The following is a 15,424-nucleotide window of genomic DNA, read 5'->3' on the forward strand; positions in this document are numbered from 1 at the left end:
CACAGGCAGTCGCGGGTCGGACTCCTCGGCCGTGCTTTCTGGATGAGATGCCAACCTACTAACGGGCGGTGTCGGCCAACAAGGCCTTCCAGCCCTCTCCGGTGTGCTGTCAGCTCATCCAGCGCGCGTTGGCTCCGGTCAGTGACGAGATGAATCGGGCAACACTGAGGCCCCCAGCACGTCGCAGACGAGTAGGGCGGCGTGCAGTTCGGCGATGTTGATCGTTGCCGGCCGGCCCCTGCGCTCTTCGGCACGACGCACCCTGTGCAGGACCGTGTTCCGGTGGATTCCCAAGGTGCTCGCTGCGGTCGCCAGGCTCCCTTGCGCGTCGAGCACAGCCAAGAGCGCGGCGCGCTCGCCGCGCTCTTTCGCGTCGTCCCGTGCGAGAGCGCCGAGCTGAGCGGCGACGAAGGCCCGCGCCGCATCCAGGTCGCGCGAGATGGCGTCCACCAACGCAACATCGCTGAACTGGGTGATCGATGGCGCCGCGCGCCCGGACAGTTCGATGATTCGGCGTGCGCGTAAGGCCTCGAGATGGGAGGTGCGGAAGCCGGCCGCCCCCGGATGGGGTGAGCCCACCGCGATGTGAACGTTGTCGCGTTCGCCGGGAAACTCATTCGCCATGCCCGTGAGCGAAGTCCTCACGTCCCCCGTGATCGAGGCCCACCCCCACACCGCGAGTGGGCCGTCCGCCACAACGAGTGAGTGACCCGCCCCGAGAAACCGACCAACCCGCCGAGCGAATCCCTCGAGGTCGACGCCGCGGTCGTCGACCCAGCACACGAAACCGATCTGCCGACCGGTGAGCCGGTGGCTGAGCACACGTTCAGCGCGAGCGATGTCGACGCGCTCCCCAGCGAGCAGTGCCCGCACGACGTCGTCGCGCTCGGCTCGTGCCTGGGTCTGGCGTCGGTCGAGCTCAGCGACGTACTCGGCAGCCACCAGACTGGAGATGCGGTCGATGTATCGAAATCCGAAACGCTCGAGATCGACAAACGTCCTCAACGCGACCGCGGGGTCCTCGATCCAGTCAGTCAGCGATTCGGAAAGCTTCTCGGTGAAGTACTCGTGGCCCAACCGATAGAACCGCAGCATCACATCGACGCTGTGCCCTCGTGATGCCATTGCCCGCGCGTGTTCGAGCGCCGTTACCGGCGCCTCCGCAGCCGCTGCATCGATCCCATGACGAACCATCGAAAGTACCGCCTCGAGATTCGACGAGCACGATCCCAAAGTCAGACCGCGAAGCTCAGCATCCCCACCGACCTCCGGTATCCGTTCGACTAAGTACCGCAGCATGTCGTCAGCCAGGCTGGACACATTCGCCAGCAAATACGCAGCGATACCCCTTCCAGCCTCCGCAGCGTGAGCCGGCTCCAGCGCCTCCATATCTGCACACTAGTTGTTGCGAGTCATGACGTTGTAGACGCCGGGCGGGGCATGGGTTGAGCGAAGGGGACAGGACTCCGACGGCAGGACGAGAAGTACCACCCACGCGCTTATGGTGCACGTGGATGTGACGAAGGTCGGGCGGATACCGGAAGGCGGTGGCTGGCATGCCCACGGCAAACGCTCTGACCAGGCGAAGGCCGTCGAACGCGCCGAGGCTGCCGGAGCCCGCGCCGGCTACGGGTACCTGCACTCCGCCGTCGACGGGTTCTTCCGCTCGCATACACCGAGGCCCTGACCGATGAGAAAGCCTTGACGGCAATCGGATTCATGCATCGAGCCCGGGTGTTCTTCGCTGCACACTTCCGTCGGCCAACATCAATCGGATCGTCACCGACAACGGCTCCTGCTACCGCGCTCGATGCCGCGCAGCGAGACGGCAAGGAACCGCTGACGGCCGCTGAGCGTGACGAGCTGACCCGGCTGCGTCGGCAGCTCGCCGAGTAGGAGATGATCTCCGCGTTCAGACCGCGTTCGAGAGCGACTTTCATCAGCGATCGCCCGAATCACCGGGCAACACTTCGCCGACATCGATCTTGGCGAGCACCTCGTCCAGGGCACCCGAGGCGGCAAGCGCATCGGCGACCTCGTCCTGACGACGACCCCGCTCCTGTCGTGACTGCGCTCCTTGGCGCGACGCACCCGTTGCAGGACCGGTCAGCTGTAGCGGTTTGGTCGGCGCTACAGCGCCGATATGGAGGCGTTGGAGCCGGCCGGCAACGATCAACATCGCCGAACTACACGCAGCGCTGATCGTCTGCAATGTGCTGGGGGCCTCAGCGTTGCGCGGGTCAGAGCATTACTAAACGGACACCGAGCACGCAGAATGTGCTGACAGCACACCGGAGAGGGCTGGGAAGGCCTTGTCGACCGACACCGGCCGTTAGTAGGTTGGCATCTCATCCCGAAGCGCGAAGGAGGAGTCCGATGCCGACTACGACTCGAGCACCCCAACCCCCAGTAGCGGCCTCGCAGCACGCCTTGCCTGATCCGGGCGAGCAGGTTCCTGCGCTGTCCTGGCCGATTGTCGGTATCGGCACATTTGCGCTTACGCTCTTCGGCCTCTCGACCTGGGCCGCGCTCACCGACACGTTGCCTGCGATCGCCACCATCGCCGCGAGCTCCGCAGCAATCTTCGTCCTGTTCACCGTGCTGCACGACGCCTCGCATTACTCGATCAGCTCACATCGCTGGGTCAACGTCGCCTTCGGTCGGTTGGCAATGTTCTTCGTCTCGCCTCTGATCTCATTCAGGTCTTTCGCGTTCATCCATATCGAGCACCACCGCAACACCAATGACGGTGAGTCCGATCCCGATCACTTCGTCAGCGCCTCACCCTGGTGGCAGCTGCCCATCCGGTTTCCGGCTATGGACCTGCCCTACATCAGTTTCTTGGTGCGCAACCTGCGTCGCCGCCCGCGCGCCGAGGTCCTGGAAACGGCGGCTTTGATGACCCTGTCGGTGACGGTCATCGCGTCGGCCGCCTTCGCGGGACATCTGTGGACGCTCGCGCTGATCTACCTGATTCCCGAACGGGTGGCGATGTTCGCGCTCGCGTGGTGGTTCGACTGGCTACCCCACCACGACCTCGACGACACACAACGCGAGAACCGCTATCGCGCGACCCGCAACCGGGTCGGCTCGGAGTGGATCCTGACTCCCCTGCTCTTGTCGCAGAACTATCACCTGGTCCACCACTTACACCCCTCCATCCCCTTCTACCGCTACGTCGCGGCGTGGCGACGCAATGAAGCCGCCTACCTCGAGCGCGACCCGGCAATAAGCACCGTCTTTGGCCAACATCTCGACGCCACCCAGTACCAGGAGTGGAAACGCCTCAACGGCGCCCTCGCCGCACTGCTCCCCGTCCGAATGCCGCGTTCCTCCGCGGCACGCCATGCCAGCACCCACCCGATCCCTGTCAAAAGCGTCGAGCGCCTGACCCCAGACAGCGTCAAAGTCACTTTCGACGTTCCCGATCACCTCAGCGACCAGTTCGCCTTCCAGGCCGGCCAACACCTGACCGTTCAACACCGCGTCGGCGGGAAGGAGGTGCGACGAAACTACTCGATCTGCACCTCGGCGACATCGGGAGAACTCGCGATCGGAGTACGCCACATCACCGGCGGAATGTTCTCAACGTTCGCGGTCGAAACGCTGCGAGCCGGTGACCTCCTGGAGCTGATGACGCCTACGGGTAGCTTCGGCGCACCCCTCGATCCACTCGCTCGGCACCACCATGTCGTGGTAGCCGCCGGGAGCGGCATCACACCCATCCTGTCGATCGTGCGCACCACGATGGAGATCGAGACCGAGAGCCGATTCACCCTCTTCTACGGCAACAGAACCGCAGAGTCGACCATGTTCGCCGCCGAACTTGATGAGCTCGAATCCCGATATGCCGACCGGCTGAGCATCTTCCATGTCCGCTCAGCCGAGGCGCACCACCCCGCATCGCTTCGCGGCCGTATCGACCTGGCGATGGTTCAACGCCTGCTCGCCACCGACCTCACGTCGATCGACCGGTGGTACCTGTGCGGCCCGAGCGAACTCACCACCACAATCCGCGATGACCTCGCAACCGAAAAAGTGCCGACCGAGCGGATCCACCTCGAACTGTTCCGCGGCACGAAGCGACCCACCCACGTCGAGGCCTTTCCCGCCTCCGAAGTGACCATCACACTGTCCGGCGCGAATCACATCGTGCAACTCGCCCCCGGTGAGACGGTCCTCGAATCCGCGCTGAAAAACGACATCGACGCCCCCTATGCCTGCCTTGGCGGCGCGTGCGGCACTTGCAAAGCCCGAGTCACCACAGGGGCAGTCTCGATGGAGCAAAATTTTGCACTTCAGACCGCCGAAACCGAGGCCGGCTTCATACTGACCTGTCAGTCCCATCCCACCACCCCAACGGTCGCAGTCGACTACGACAGCTGAGCCCACACATGCGCGAACACCGCCAAAGGTCGCACGCGTCGCCGGCGCCTCGATCGGCATCGGCGATCGCCAGGTCGCCAGTGGGCGGTGTTGAAAGATTCTGGCGGCTGCCTCGGTAAGCGCTTGGTCGGCTGCGCCAGATCCGAACGCACCGATTTCGATCTGGCCAACCCGATTCGGCTCGTCCCGATCCCCACCAAGCAACACCAAAGGAACAACTCGCATGCCTAAGGTTCGCAGGCAGGACGTCAATTCATTTATCCCCATGCCGCACTTGATCGTCCGCCCACTCATAGTGCGACTCGCGCGACTCGACAGTGATGCGGAATGGGTAGCACAACGCGGGGTCCGCGCGAGAGCGCGGGAGTGACCGCCGGTGGATCCGGTTGGAATGTACAGCGCGTATCGGTGCACGAGCGGGGCTACTGCCGACCGGCACGCGTACTACGCCTCCGAGGAAATGACAGCGCTCATCCGCGCCGGTAGCAAGGCTTCTGCCGAAGTGAGCGTGACACCCGATGACCTGCCGTCACCTTCCGGAGTGCGTATCTCGCCCGACCCGAAGGCGGACTCGTCCTTCTCTGGAATATCCTGTATGACACGCATCTCTCGGTCCAGCTCGTATCGGCAGCCGGAGTAGAAGAATTCCTCGGCGACGAAGGTGAGCTCCGCGCAGGTTCGGCATACCGATTCGGCAACCACGACTACCTGCCGATCCCGACCGCGGAAGCCGAACTCAGCCCGCCCGAAAGCGACACTCCACCGAGCCTGCACTCGATCGACGACTTCACCCGCGCCGGGGATTCGGATGTCCCGCAGCAAGCCCTCACAAACTACCGCGGATGGACATCCGCGCAGATTCTCGAGGTCTTCGTCTCCTTCACTCACATACTCCGGCAGCGAACGACCCAGACCGAGTCCACAACAGTGACTGCCACGAAGTCTGCGACCACCCGGCGGTGCAGGAAGCCCTCACAGGTCACGTACTCTTCCTCCCGGTCCCGGTCCTCAGTGCGGGCCACCCAAGACGAGACACCAACACGTACTTACTCGCATCGTTGGACAGTGCGAGGTCACTGGAAGAAGCAATGGAATCCCAGCGAACAACGCCACCACCCAATCTGGATCTCGACCCATACCGCCGGTCCAGAAGGAGCACCAATCAAGACCTCCGACACAGTCACCCTGCTCTAAAGCCCACCTGGCCCCTCCCCGGAGTGGAAATGACCCTTCCGGAACAGCCCGAGCGAGGTATGGGGCTGGCCCGACCGGTCTCACCGGAAAACGAAGCAGCAGCAATGGACCTGACAACTCAGGCGCCCCGCACTCCTGCAGCGGCGACGCCTGCTCGACCTGCAAGGCGATCCTCCCACGCGGGCCAGTTCACATGGAGCAGAACTATGCACTCGGCGAGGATGACGTTGCACGCGGGTCAGTTCTTACCTGCCAATCTCGCCCAACCAGTTCCGCGATCTCCATCAGCTACGACAGCTGATCATCCATTGACCCTCAATCAGAAACGAACCATCACAATGAAATTGACCGGGAAACTAGCTGTAGTGACGGGAGCGTCATCAGGTATCGGTGCTGCTACCGCCGCGGCCCTCGCCGCTGCCGGCGCAGAAGTGATCCTCGTCGCCCGAACACCCGGGCCACTGACAAAAACGGCCGAGTTGATCCGATCTCGAGGCGGCCAAGCGCACGATTTTCCCGCTGACCTTACGTCGTACTCGGAGGTCAAAGACTTGGCCGACCAGGTGCTCGGGGATATCGGTGTTCCGGACATCATCGTCAACAATGCTGGTGCCGGCCGGTTCCTGTTCCTCGACGAAACCGATCCGGAGGACGCAGTCCAGATGATGGCTGCGCCATACTTTGCCGCATTCTTTGTCAGCCGTGCATTCGTGACACCGATGATAGCCCGGGGCTCCGGTAACATCCTGCAGATAAATACTCCAGCTGCCACGGTTCCCTGGCCCGGGGCAGTCGGTTATGCGTCAGCTCGTTATGCCGTCCGCGGGTTCACCGAGTCTCTTCGACAAGATCTGCGCGGCACTGGCATTCGTGTTTCTTCGGTAACGCCTGCGAAGGTCGACACCCCCTACTTCGACCGCAACCCCGGTGCTGAAGATCGGATTCCGAGGATTGAGAAGCTCCTCGGCACTATGACTCCCGAGCAAGTCGCCGACGTCGTCGTCTCGGCACTACGCCGCGATGCGGACGATGTCCATGCACCATGGAGGTGGGCTGCCCTGCACCCTATCGCGCGTGCGATCCCACGCCCATTTCATTGGTTAGCTTGGCATACCGGAACCAAGCACCCCCGGACCGTCGCGGGTGCCGGTTGAGCACGTTCGACTTCGATGTCGTGATCATCGGTTCAGGTTTCGGCGGCAGCGTAGCCGCTCTCCCTCTCGTGGAGAGGGGTTACCGTGTAGCGGTACTCGAAGCCGGCCGACAATTCGCGGACCACGAAGGTCCCCAGTTGATCGTGAGCGCGGTGAACTTCGCGATGCTGGGTCTCGGCTTTGCGACAACGCTGGAACCCGGCAGAACGGCGGCCCAACAGTTTGTACCGATGCCTGCGTTCTCTGGAACAGAATGCTCGCGCGCGCCCCGCCGGACGTGTGAATTTCACTGTCCGGCAACGTATTAGGACAACGGGTCAACGCCCGGCGCGGTGACCCTCACGCCACATGTGCGTCGCGCAGGGTCGCGGCCTCCTCGCGTACGTCGTGGTCTGCGGTCAGTTCGCGGACCACGCCGACCTCGGCGAGGACCGCGGCCTGGACCTGGTCGAGGGTGACGGCCGGATTCATGTCGGTCAGGGACGCCGCCGTACCGGGGTCGAACTCCAGCTCGAGCGCGGCGTTGACATCGGTGAGCACCGCCCGCACCGGGTCGGAATCGGACACCACCAGTTCGAAGCCGAACAGCCACGCCCCGGCGACTATTCGCTGCGCGGTTCCTGCGAGCTTGACGCGGCCCGCGCCGTTCACCGTCCAATCACCAGGGCAATACTCACCGGGCACCGGTCCGATGCGAGCGTCGACACCCAGCTTCCTCAGCACGTCGACGAGCCGCGGGGTGATGCGCTGGAAGCGGGGCCGGGCCCCGACCATGCCCTCCGTGTCGCGGGAGAACATCTCCACGACGAGGGTCTGCTCGTGGTAGGCCGCCGCCCGACCGCCTGCCCCTCGGACGACGGGGGTGAATCCATGTCGCCGCGCCGCCGCGGCGGCGGCCGGAAACTGCGGTCGAACAGCGTCCAGCCGCCCGAACGACAGCGTCCGCGCGGGACTGTAGATGCGGATCAGCGCAGGGGCATTCGGCTCCCGCGCGGTGCGACGCAGAAGCGCCGTGGCAAGCGCCGCGTCCAACACGGGATCGTCCGGAAAGTGAGTGGTCAGCAACTGCTCGATCGTCATGCTCGTCCCGTCGGTCCGCTCCGCAACCCCACGGCCACGACATCATCGCCGCGACCGGCACGCCTTTACAGTGTCGCCGAGGGCGACGACGAGAGCACCCTGAGGTAGGCGACCGGGATCGGGTTCGCGGATATCCCCGCGGCCGCTCCCTCCGGAGCCCTACCCTGGACACGCCGAAAGGCACTCCCCCTGGATGCCTGCGCGCAGTGTGCAGGGCCAGCGCGCCGAGAGGTCGTCACGATGCTCCTCAGATCGAGTGTGGTCGTCTTGTCCTGTGCCGTAGCCGCGGTGCTGTCCGCTTCCCCCGCCCAGGCCACGCCGTCCTCGGGGGTGACCGCGCAGGTTCTGTTCGAGACGACGGTTCCGGCGGTCGCCGGAAGCTCGGCGGGCACCGATCTCACGCTGCGGCGCATCGAGATCGCCCCCGGCGGCACGACGGGATGGCATTACCACGACGGTCCGGTGTACGCGTTCGTCGAATCCGGTGTGCTGTCCCGCACTCTGCAGGACTGCACGAAAGCGGTGACGACAGCCGGTCAGGCGATCACCGAGGACCACGGAAGCGATCACGTCCACGAGGGCTCGAATCTGGGAACCGAACCGCTGGTGCTGCTCGCGTTCTACACGGAACCGGAGGGCAAGCCCCTGTCCGAGGACGCGCCGGCGCCGGCCTGCTGACGGTCACCGCGCCCGCCTCCTCATCGGGTGACCGAGTCGATCCACTCGACCGCTCCCGCGACGTCGTCCACCGTTGTCGTTCCCGACGGCAACGGTGGACGGCTGATCATCAGTACCGGAACGCTCAGTGCGCGGGCGGCGTCGAGTTTCGCGTCGGTCTGACCGCCGCCGCTGTTCTTGGTGACCAGGACGTCGATGCGGTGCTCGCGCATCAGCGCGATCTCGTCGGTCACCGCGAACGGCCCGCGGGCGAGGAGCAGCGTCGACTCCGGCGGCGTCGCCACATCGGGGGGATCGATCGCGCGGATGAGAAACCACAGTGCGTGCAGGCCGGCGAACGCGTCGACACCCTGCCTGCCGATGGTGAGGAAGACTCTCGTTCCCAGGTCGGGCAGCAGTGTGGCCGCGTCGGCGAGGTCGGCGGCGCGGTGCCAGCGTTCGCCGGGATTCGGAGACCATTCGGGGCGCCGGAGGACGACGTGCGGTATCCCGCGACGGTGCGCGGCCTCGGCGGCGTTGCTCGTGATCTTCGCCGCGAACGGGTGCGTGGCGTCCACGATCGCGGCGACGGGATGCGCGCGCAGCCACTCGTCGAGTCCGTCCGCTCCCCCGAATCCGCCGATCCGCACGTCACCGACGGGCAGGCGCGGATCACGGACCCGGCCGGCGAGGGAGGACACGGTGTCGACACCCGGAACGTCCGCGAGTGCGGCGGCAAGCGCTCGGGCCTCCCCGGTGCCGCCGAGGATCAGGATCCGCGCCACGCTCAGTGGGTGGTGCGCTCGCGCGTGGCGGAATACAGGTAACTGTCCGGAAATCCCTCGGCCGCAAGCACTTTCCCGACGATTACCACAGCGGTCTTCGTGACGCCCGCCGCCTTCACCTGATCGGCGATCGTGGCCAGGGTGCCGCGGAGCACGATCTCGTCGGGACGCGAGGCGAACGCGACAACGGCGGCGGGACAGTCGCGGCCGTAGTTCTCGGTGAGCTCTTCGACGATCTGATCGATCCGGTGCGCACCCAGGTGCACCACCATCGTGGCACCGCTGCGGCCGAGGGAACGCAGGTCCTCGCCCTCCGGCATCGCGGTGGACAACGTGGACACGCGGGTCAGCACGATCGACTGCGAGACACCGGGAACGGTCAGCTCCCGCCCCAGCGACGCCGCCGCCGCGGTGAACGCGGGCACTCCGGGCACCACGGTGTACGCGACGCCGGCGGCTTCGAGCCGGCGCACCTGCTCGGCGACGGCACTGAAGATCGACGGGTCACCCGAATGCAGGCGCGCGACGTCCTGACCGGCCGCGTCCGCCTCGATCAGCAGGGTGACGATCTCGTCGAGACTCAGCCGCGCCGTGTCGATCACCCGCGCACCCTCGGGGCATTCCGCAAGGAGTTCCTGCGGGACGAGGCTGCCCGCATACAGGCAGACGGGGCTCGCCGCGATGATCCGCTGCGCGCGGACCGTGACCAGGTCGGCCGCGCCGGGACCTGCCCCGATGAAGTACACCGTCATGCCGCATCACCTTTCGACTGCTTCGTCACCGACCACTGCGCCACCGGCAGTTGCGGCCGCCACGCGGTGAACCCGCCGAGTGGCTCACCGCGATACACCTGGAACTTGCGGAGCTGCCCGCCGCATTTCGAGAACCACTGCAGCAGAAGCGCTTCCGATTCCGTCGTCACTGCGTTGACCACCATCCGGCCGCCGGCCCGGAGCCGCGACCAGCACTCGTCGAGCAGGCCGTCCTGCGTGACACCACCGCCGACGAAGATCGCGTCCGGTGTGGACAGCGCGGGTGGTACGTCCTCGAACGCCGCGGGTGCGTCGCCGAACACGGCGAGAGACGGCACCCCGAGCGCGGCCGCGTTCGACTCGATCTGGTCGACGCGTGCCGCGCTGCGCTCGAAAGTCACGGCCCGGCAGCGGGGGTGGGTACGCATCCATTCGATCGCGACCGTGCCGGACCCGCCTCCCACATCCCACAGCAACTCCCCCGCCGCCGGGGCGAGGGCGCACAGCGTCAGGGCGCGGATCTCGTGTTTGGTCATCTGCCCGTCGCCCGTGAACGCGACGTCGGGCAGTCCGGGCATCCGGGTCATCCGGAGGGTGCCGGAGTCGGCCCGGCAGTCGATCGCGATCACGTTCAGCCGGGCCCCCGGTTCGTGCGGCCAGGCCGACGCCGTTCCGTCGAGCCTCGACTCGTCGGGTCCGCCCAGTTCGCCCAGCACCATGAGCCGCGACGGTCCGAACCCGTGTTTCGTCAGGAGCTCGGCCACGGCAGCGGGGGTGTGCTCGTCGCGGCTCAGCACGAGCAGTCGCGTGTGATCGCCGAGTGCAGGCAGGAGCGCGCCCACGGGCCGGTTCACGAGACTGACCACGGGCGTCTCGTGCGCGGCCCAGCCCAGCCGCGCGCACGCCAGGGTGGCCGAGGACGGGTGCGAGATCACCCGAACCCGCTCCGCGCCGAGCAGGTCGACGAGGGTGACGCCGATACCGTGGAACATCGGGTCTCCGCTGGCCAGGACGCACACCCGCCTCCCGTGGTGCTGTTCGAACAGGCCCGGTAGCGCGGGGACGAGCGGCGACGGCCAGGCCACCCGCAGCGCCGGCGACTCCGGAAGCAGGGCGAGTTGCCGCCCCGAACCCATCACCACGTCGGCGCCCTCGATCGCGCGTCGCGCGGACGGCGACAGACCGTCCCACCCGTCGGCGCCGATCCCGACGACGACGATCGGGTCGGTCATCGCGGCATCCGGCGCCAGATCGCCTGCGGCAGCAACCTCATGACGAAGAACACCGGGCGCAACCGTCCCGGCACCCACACTCGGCTCGCACCGCGGTGCAGACCGCGCACGACAGCGTCCGCGACCTGTGCCGGTGTGCTCGACATCGGCGCCGGCGACATCCCCTCGGTCATCCGGCCGATCACGAAACCGGACCGGACGAGCAGGAGGGAGACACCGCTACCGTGGAGGGCGTCACCGAGACCGGAGGCGAACCCGTCCAGGCCCGCCTTCGCCGACCCGTACACGTAGTTGGCCCGGCGCACACGCACACCCGCGACGGACGAGAACACCACGATCCGCCCCGACCGCTGTTCCCGGAGCAGGCTGGCGAGATGCGTGAGCACAGCGACCTGCGCGACGTAGTCGGTGTGGACCACGGCGACGGCGTGCCGTGCGTCCCGCTCGGCGCGCGCCTGATCGCCGAGAATGCCGAACGCCAGCACCGCCACCGACAGCGGGCCGTGCGCGTCCACCACGGACCGCAGCAGCTTCTCGTGGCTGTCCAGGTCGTCGGCATCGAATTCCACGCAGTCGACCACGGACGCGCCCGCGTCCAGCAGCGCCTGCCGTTCGGCTGCGAGTTCGGTGCTGCGGCGGGCCGCGAGGACGATCGTGCGGCCGGGCGCGAGCCGGGACGCGATCTCGAGGCCGATCTCGCTGCGACCACCGAGGAGGAGTACCACCCCGTCGTCGCCGGGCTTGCCGCTGTTCTTCTTCGATCCCAGGCTCACCAGTCCAGTGTCCTGGATTACCGTCGGAGCATGGACCGCACCCCCTCCACCCCGATCCGCCTGACCGACGCGGCACTCACCTTCCTCGGCGAATACCACCTCGGGACGCTCACCACGCTCCGCAAGAACGGCACCCCGCACGTCGTCGCCGTCGGCTTCACCTGGGATCAGGAGCACGGGCTGGCGCGGGTCATCACCAACGGCTCCTCGCAGAAGGCCCTCAACGCCGAACGCGGAGGATACGGCGCGGTGAGCCAGGTGGACGGACCGCGCTGGATGACCCTCGAGGGTCCCGCCCGGGTCCTGACCGACCCCGAGTCCGTCGCCGACGCCGTCGCCCGCTACGCCGCCAGGTACCGCCAGCCCCGGGTGAACCCGACCCGCGTGGTCGTGGAGATCGCCGTCAGCCGCGTACTCGGCTCGGCTGCGCTGCGGCACCACTGAATCGCAGCTTCCACGGGACCAGCGCGGACTCGATCTGCACGGCGAGGCTCATCTTGGACACGCCGTCGGTGCGCTCCTCGAACCGGATCGGGACCTCCGCGATGGTCATGCCGCGCTGCACCGTGCGGTAGTTCATCTCCACCTGGAACGCGTACCCGTTGCTCTGCACACCGTCGACGTCGATGGCCCGCAGCGTGTCCGCGTGCCACGCCTTGAACCCGGCGGTGGCGTCCTTGACGCGCAGCCGCAGGATCGCGTTGACGTAGAAATTCGCCCACGCCGACAGCGCCTTGCGATGCCAGGGCCAGTCGCTGGCGACCGCGCCGCCCGCCACGTAGCGGGAGCCGAGCACGACGGCCGCGTCCGTCGTCGCCAGCGTCTCCACCATCCGCGGAATGGCCTCGGTGGGGTGCGACAGGTCGGCGTCCATCTGGATCACGATGTCCGCGCCCTCGTCCAGAGCCCTCCTCATCCCGGCGACGTAGGCCCGCCCGAGGCCGTCCTTCACGGTCCGGTGCAGGACTCCGACCGGGATCGGACCGCTCTGCGCCAGGGTGTCGGCGACCTCACCGGTGCCGTCCGGCGAGTTGTCGTCGACGACCAGCACATGCAGGTTCGGAATTTCCGACGCCGCGAGAAGCTCGACGATCTTGGGCAGGTTGTCGCGTTCGTTGTAGGTCGGTACGACGACGGTTACCTTCGGGGCGACGCTTTCCATGACACCTTCGCGTGATCTGTGATCCCGACTCTCCGCAGACGTGCAGCGGCGAGTGCGGTCGTGAACAAATGGAAGATGTTACTACCCGCGCCGCACCCCGCACGCTCCCGGCGCTCAGCCGGGGAGAACCGTCAGCCCGTGCGGCCGGGTGTTGACCGGCTCACAGCCGTCGGCGGTCACGATGACGATGTCCTCGATCCGTGCACCCCACTCCCCGCGGAAGTAGATGCCGGGCTCCACGCTGAACGCCATCCCCTCGGCCAGTTCGATCGCGTTACCCGACACGATGTACGGCTCCTCGTGCACCGACAACCCGATTCCGTGCCCGGTCCGGTGCACGAACACCTCCGCCAGCCCCTGCGCGGCCAGCAGGTCGCGGGCGGCCGCGTCGACCGCTTCCGCGGTGACGCCGGGGCGCACCAGGTCGACGGCCGCCGCCTGCGCCTCCTCGAGCACCGCGAACTTGGCGGCCACACCCGGATCGGGCTCACCCATGCTGTACGTGCGGGTGGAGTCGGAGTTGTAGCCGGGTTCGACGGGTCCGCCGATGTCGATGACCACGACGTCACCCGATTCGACGACCCGCTCGGACACCTCGTGGTGCGGGTCGGCGCCGTGCGGTCCCGAGCCGACGATGACGAACGCCGCCTCGGTGTGCCCCTCCGCCAGGATCGCGGCGGTGATGTCGGCCGCCACCTCGGCCTCGGTGCGGCCGACCTTCAGGAACTCCCCCATGCGGGCGTGGACCCGGTCGATGGCCTGACCGGCCCGGCGCAACGCGTCGATCTCCGCGTCGTCCTTGACCATCCGCAGCTCCCGCAGCACCCCGGTGGCCAGGACCGGCAGCACGCCGAGCGCCTCCGACAGCGGAATCAGGTGCAGCGCAGGCATCGCATCGGTGACCGCGGTCCGGGCAGGAGACGGCAGCAGTCCCGACACCAACGCGTACGGGTCGACCCCGTCGACCCAGTCGCGGATCGTCAACCCCAGTTCGGACGCGGCCGACTCGGTGAGCGACGCCAGTTCGAGCCGCGGCACGACCACGGACGCGGTGTCGCCGTTCGCGGGAATCACCAGGCAGGTGAGCCGTTCGAACGACTCCGCGCGCGAACCCAGCAGATACCGCAGGTCGGGTCCGGGGGTGATGAGGAGGCCGTCGAGGCCGGCGTCGCGGGCCAGTGCGCCTGCGCGAGCGATCCGGTCGGCATAGATGGTGGTCGGGAAGCGAGAAGTCGATGCGCCGAGGGAACTCATGGCTTCAGGCTAAACCGGTTTGGCAGGATGAGGGTCATGACAGGGCCTCTGCTTCTCCTCGACGGTGCCAGCCTGTGGTTTCGCGCGTACTACGCGCTACCCGACTCGATCACCTCACCCGACGGTCGATCCGTCAACGCGGTGCGCGGGTTCACCGACATGGTGGCCGCACTGATCACCAAGCATCAGCCGTCCCGGCTCGCGGTGTGCCTCGACCTCGACTGGCGGCCGGCGTTCCGCGTCGAGGCCGTGCCCACCTACAAGGCGCACCGGGTCGCCGAGGACACCGGCGGGGCGGAGGAAGAGGTTCCCGACACCCTGTCGCCGCAGGTCCCGATGATCCTGGATGTCCTGGCCGCCACCGGAATCGCGACCGCCGGTGCGGAAGGCCTCGAGGCCGACGACGTTCTCGGCACCCTGGCCGCCACCGAGACTCGCGACACCACCATCGTCGTCACCGGCGACCGCGACCTCCTGCAGGTCGTCACGGACGACCCGGTGCCGGTGCGGGTGCTGTACGTGGTGCGCGGCCTCGCCAAGGCCGAACTGCTCGGGCCGGAAGAGGTCGCAGCCAAGTACGGGGTGCCCGCCGACCGGGCCGGTGAGGCCTACTCCGAACTCGCCCTGCTGCGCGGCGACTCGTCCGACGGGCTGCCGGGCGTGAAGGGAATCGGCGAGAAGACCGCGTCGAGCCTGATCATGCAGTACGGATCGCTCGCCGCCCTGCGGGCCGCCGCAGTCGATCCCGAATCCGACATGGCGAAGGGTGCGCGCGCGAAATTCGCCGCCGCAGCCGACTATCTCGACGCGGCACTGCCGGTGGTGCGGGTGGTGCGGAACGCGGATGTCGAACTGTCCCGCGAAGACACGCTGCCGGCCGAACCGGTCGATGCGGACCGGCTCGGCAGGCTGGCGGAGGAACTCGGAATCGAGAATTCCGTCGGCCGCCTCACGGCGGCGATGAAAAAGGTGGCCGCCGCACGAGTTCCGTGACG

General features: G+C 67.1%; 16 protein-coding genes and 2 pseudogenes. 8 read left to right on the forward strand and 10 right to left on the reverse strand.

Annotated elements, in window-relative coordinates; translation table 11 throughout:
- Positions 1–138 precede the first annotated feature (138 nt).
- On the reverse strand, positions 139–1,389 hold the full coding sequence (locus tag ACLIVD_RS22955; RefSeq protein WP_283351828.1) for a PucR family transcriptional regulator: 1,251 nt from the start codon (positions 1,387–1,389) through the stop codon (positions 139–141).
- A 112-nt stretch (positions 1,390–1,501) separates the two neighbouring features.
- Here ACLIVD_RS22955 and ACLIVD_RS22960 point away from each other — a divergent pair.
- A pseudogene (locus ACLIVD_RS22960) lies at positions 1,502–1,811 on the forward strand (IS481 family transposase); the annotation flags it as partial.
- A 128-nt stretch (positions 1,812–1,939) separates the two neighbouring features.
- Here the strand turns inward: ACLIVD_RS22960 and ACLIVD_RS22965 are convergent.
- The gene (locus ACLIVD_RS22965; RefSeq protein ID WP_411194629.1) at positions 1,940–2,179 is read right to left on the reverse strand and encodes a hypothetical protein; all 240 of its coding nucleotides are present in this window, start codon (positions 2,177–2,179) and stop codon (positions 1,940–1,942) included.
- Positions 2,180–2,376: 197 nt separating this feature from the next.
- Between ACLIVD_RS22965 and ACLIVD_RS22970 the strand changes: the two genes are divergently transcribed.
- Positions 2,377–4,386 carry a fatty acid desaturase gene (locus tag ACLIVD_RS22970; RefSeq protein WP_283351827.1) on the forward strand — a complete coding sequence of 670 codons (2,010 nt, stop codon included), beginning with the start codon at positions 2,377–2,379 and terminating at the stop codon, positions 4,384–4,386.
- A 444-nt stretch (positions 4,387–4,830) separates the two neighbouring features.
- Here the strand turns inward: ACLIVD_RS22970 and ACLIVD_RS22975 are convergent, their stop codons facing one another.
- Positions 4,831–5,208, reverse strand: a complete 378-nt coding sequence (locus ACLIVD_RS22975) for a hypothetical protein (RefSeq protein WP_491930724.1) — start codon at positions 5,206–5,208, stop codon at positions 4,831–4,833.
- A gap of 379 nt (positions 5,209–5,587) precedes the next feature.
- Between ACLIVD_RS22975 and ACLIVD_RS22980 the strand changes: the two genes are divergently transcribed.
- The 3 genes and pseudogenes from ACLIVD_RS22980 to ACLIVD_RS22990 form a co-directional block, all read left to right on the forward strand.
- The gene (locus ACLIVD_RS22980; protein ID WP_491932917.1) at positions 5,588–5,881 is read left to right on the forward strand and encodes a 2Fe-2S iron-sulfur cluster-binding protein; all 294 of its coding nucleotides are present in this window, start codon (positions 5,588–5,590) and stop codon (positions 5,879–5,881) included.
- A gap of 7 nt (positions 5,882–5,888) precedes the next feature.
- Positions 5,889–6,734, forward strand: a complete 846-nt coding sequence (locus tag ACLIVD_RS22985) for an SDR family NAD(P)-dependent oxidoreductase (protein ID WP_283351825.1) — start codon at positions 5,889–5,891, stop codon at positions 6,732–6,734.
- Positions 6,623–6,871, forward strand: a pseudogene (locus ACLIVD_RS22990) (FAD-dependent oxidoreductase); the annotation flags it as partial. The gene ACLIVD_RS22985 and the pseudogene ACLIVD_RS22990, both read left to right, overlap by 112 nt.
- 202 nt (positions 6,872–7,073) lie before the next feature.
- Here ACLIVD_RS22990 and ACLIVD_RS22995 read toward each other — a convergent pair.
- On the reverse strand, positions 7,074–7,814 hold the full coding sequence (locus ACLIVD_RS22995; RefSeq protein ID WP_283351824.1) for a lipoate--protein ligase family protein: 741 nt from the start codon (positions 7,812–7,814) through the stop codon (positions 7,074–7,076).
- A gap of 240 nt (positions 7,815–8,054) precedes the next feature.
- Between ACLIVD_RS22995 and ACLIVD_RS23000 the strand changes: the two genes are divergently transcribed.
- Positions 8,055–8,492 (forward strand): cupin domain-containing protein, encoded by a 438-nt coding sequence (locus ACLIVD_RS23000; RefSeq protein WP_005256250.1) that lies wholly within the window; start codon positions 8,055–8,057, stop codon positions 8,490–8,492.
- Positions 8,493–8,512: 20 nt separating this feature from the next.
- On the opposite strand, the gene ACLIVD_RS23005 is transcribed toward ACLIVD_RS23000, so the two are convergent.
- Genes ACLIVD_RS23005 through dprE2 form a run of 4 tightly spaced genes read right to left on the reverse strand, consistent with a single transcriptional unit; the run spans position 8,513 to position 12,013 of the window.
- Entirely contained in the window at positions 8,513–9,256 is a 744-nt protein-coding gene (locus ACLIVD_RS23005) for a cobalt-precorrin-6A reductase (protein WP_283351823.1), read from the reverse strand.
- Between the two features lie 2 nt (positions 9,257–9,258).
- Positions 9,259–10,008 carry a precorrin-4 C(11)-methyltransferase gene (gene cobM, locus ACLIVD_RS23010; protein ID WP_491930725.1) on the reverse strand — a complete coding sequence of 250 codons (750 nt, stop codon included), beginning with the start codon at positions 10,006–10,008 and terminating at the stop codon, positions 9,259–9,261.
- Positions 10,005–11,240 carry a precorrin-6y C5,15-methyltransferase (decarboxylating) subunit CbiE gene (gene cbiE / locus ACLIVD_RS23015; protein WP_491930726.1) on the reverse strand — a complete coding sequence of 412 codons (1,236 nt, stop codon included), beginning with the start codon at positions 11,238–11,240 and terminating at the stop codon, positions 10,005–10,007. Before cbiE ends, cobM begins: the two co-directional genes overlap by 4 nt.
- Positions 11,237–12,013, reverse strand: a complete 777-nt coding sequence (gene dprE2, locus ACLIVD_RS23020) for a decaprenylphospho-beta-D-erythro-pentofuranosid-2-ulose 2-reductase (protein ID WP_317570592.1) — start codon at positions 12,011–12,013, stop codon at positions 11,237–11,239. The genes cbiE and dprE2 overlap by 4 nt, the downstream gene beginning before the upstream one ends.
- Positions 12,014–12,043: 30 nt before the next feature.
- Here dprE2 and ACLIVD_RS23025 point away from each other — a divergent pair, with 30 nt between their 5' ends.
- On the forward strand, positions 12,044–12,457 hold the full coding sequence (locus ACLIVD_RS23025) for a TIGR03618 family F420-dependent PPOX class oxidoreductase (protein ID WP_005242958.1): 414 nt from the start codon (positions 12,044–12,046) through the stop codon (positions 12,455–12,457).
- Here the strand turns inward: ACLIVD_RS23025 and ACLIVD_RS23030 are convergent.
- Entirely contained in the window at positions 12,417–13,175 is a 759-nt protein-coding gene (locus tag ACLIVD_RS23030; RefSeq protein ID WP_491930727.1) for a polyprenol monophosphomannose synthase, read from the reverse strand. The genes ACLIVD_RS23025 and ACLIVD_RS23030 overlap by 41 nt on opposite strands.
- A 114-nt stretch (positions 13,176–13,289) precedes the next feature.
- A complete protein-coding gene (locus tag ACLIVD_RS23035; protein WP_491930728.1) occupies positions 13,290–14,429 on the reverse strand; it encodes a M24 family metallopeptidase in 1,140 nt (379 codons plus the stop codon).
- A gap of 36 nt (positions 14,430–14,465) precedes the next feature.
- Here ACLIVD_RS23035 and ACLIVD_RS23040 point away from each other — a divergent pair, with 36 nt between their 5' ends.
- Positions 14,466–15,422 (forward strand): 5'-3' exonuclease, encoded by a 957-nt coding sequence (locus tag ACLIVD_RS23040; RefSeq protein ID WP_491930729.1) that lies wholly within the window; start codon positions 14,466–14,468, stop codon positions 15,420–15,422.
- Positions 15,423–15,424: the final 2 nt, after the last annotated feature.

The organism is Rhodococcus sp. G6(2025) (assembly GCF_058628105.1).

What these genes read in the sequence shown, in the direction of transcription:
- ACLIVD_RS22955 (WP_283351828.1), bottom strand. Translation starts at nt 1,389, where the DNA reads ATGGAGGCGCTGGAGCCGGCTCACGCTGCGGAGGCTGGAAGGGGTATC.
- ACLIVD_RS22965 (WP_411194629.1), bottom strand. Translation starts at nt 2,179, where the DNA reads ATGTTGATCGTTGCCGGCCGGCTCCAACGCCTCCATATCGGCGCTGTA.
- ACLIVD_RS22970 (WP_283351827.1), top strand. Translation starts at nt 2,377, where the DNA reads ATGCCGACTACGACTCGAGCACCCCAACCCCCAGTAGCGGCCTCGCAG.
- ACLIVD_RS22995 (WP_283351824.1), bottom strand. Translation starts at nt 7,814, where the DNA reads ATGACGATCGAGCAGTTGCTGACCACTCACTTTCCGGACGATCCCGTG.
- ACLIVD_RS23000 (WP_005256250.1), top strand. Translation starts at nt 8,055, where the DNA reads ATGCTCCTCAGATCGAGTGTGGTCGTCTTGTCCTGTGCCGTAGCCGCG.
- cobM (WP_491930725.1), bottom strand. Translation starts at nt 10,008, where the DNA reads ATGACGGTGTACTTCATCGGGGCAGGTCCCGGCGCGGCCGACCTGGTC.
- cbiE (WP_491930726.1), bottom strand. Translation starts at nt 11,240, where the DNA reads ATGACCGACCCGATCGTCGTCGTCGGGATCGGCGCCGACGGGTGGGAC.
- ACLIVD_RS23025 (WP_005242958.1), top strand. Translation starts at nt 12,044, where the DNA reads ATGGACCGCACCCCCTCCACCCCGATCCGCCTGACCGACGCGGCACTC.
- ACLIVD_RS23030 (WP_491930727.1), bottom strand. Translation starts at nt 13,175, where the DNA reads ATGGAAAGCGTCGCCCCGAAGGTAACCGTCGTCGTACCGACCTACAAC.
- ACLIVD_RS23035 (WP_491930728.1), bottom strand. Translation starts at nt 14,429, where the DNA reads ATGAGTTCCCTCGGCGCATCGACTTCTCGCTTCCCGACCACCATCTAT.
- ACLIVD_RS23040 (WP_491930729.1), top strand. Translation starts at nt 14,466, where the DNA reads ATGACAGGGCCTCTGCTTCTCCTCGACGGTGCCAGCCTGTGGTTTCGC.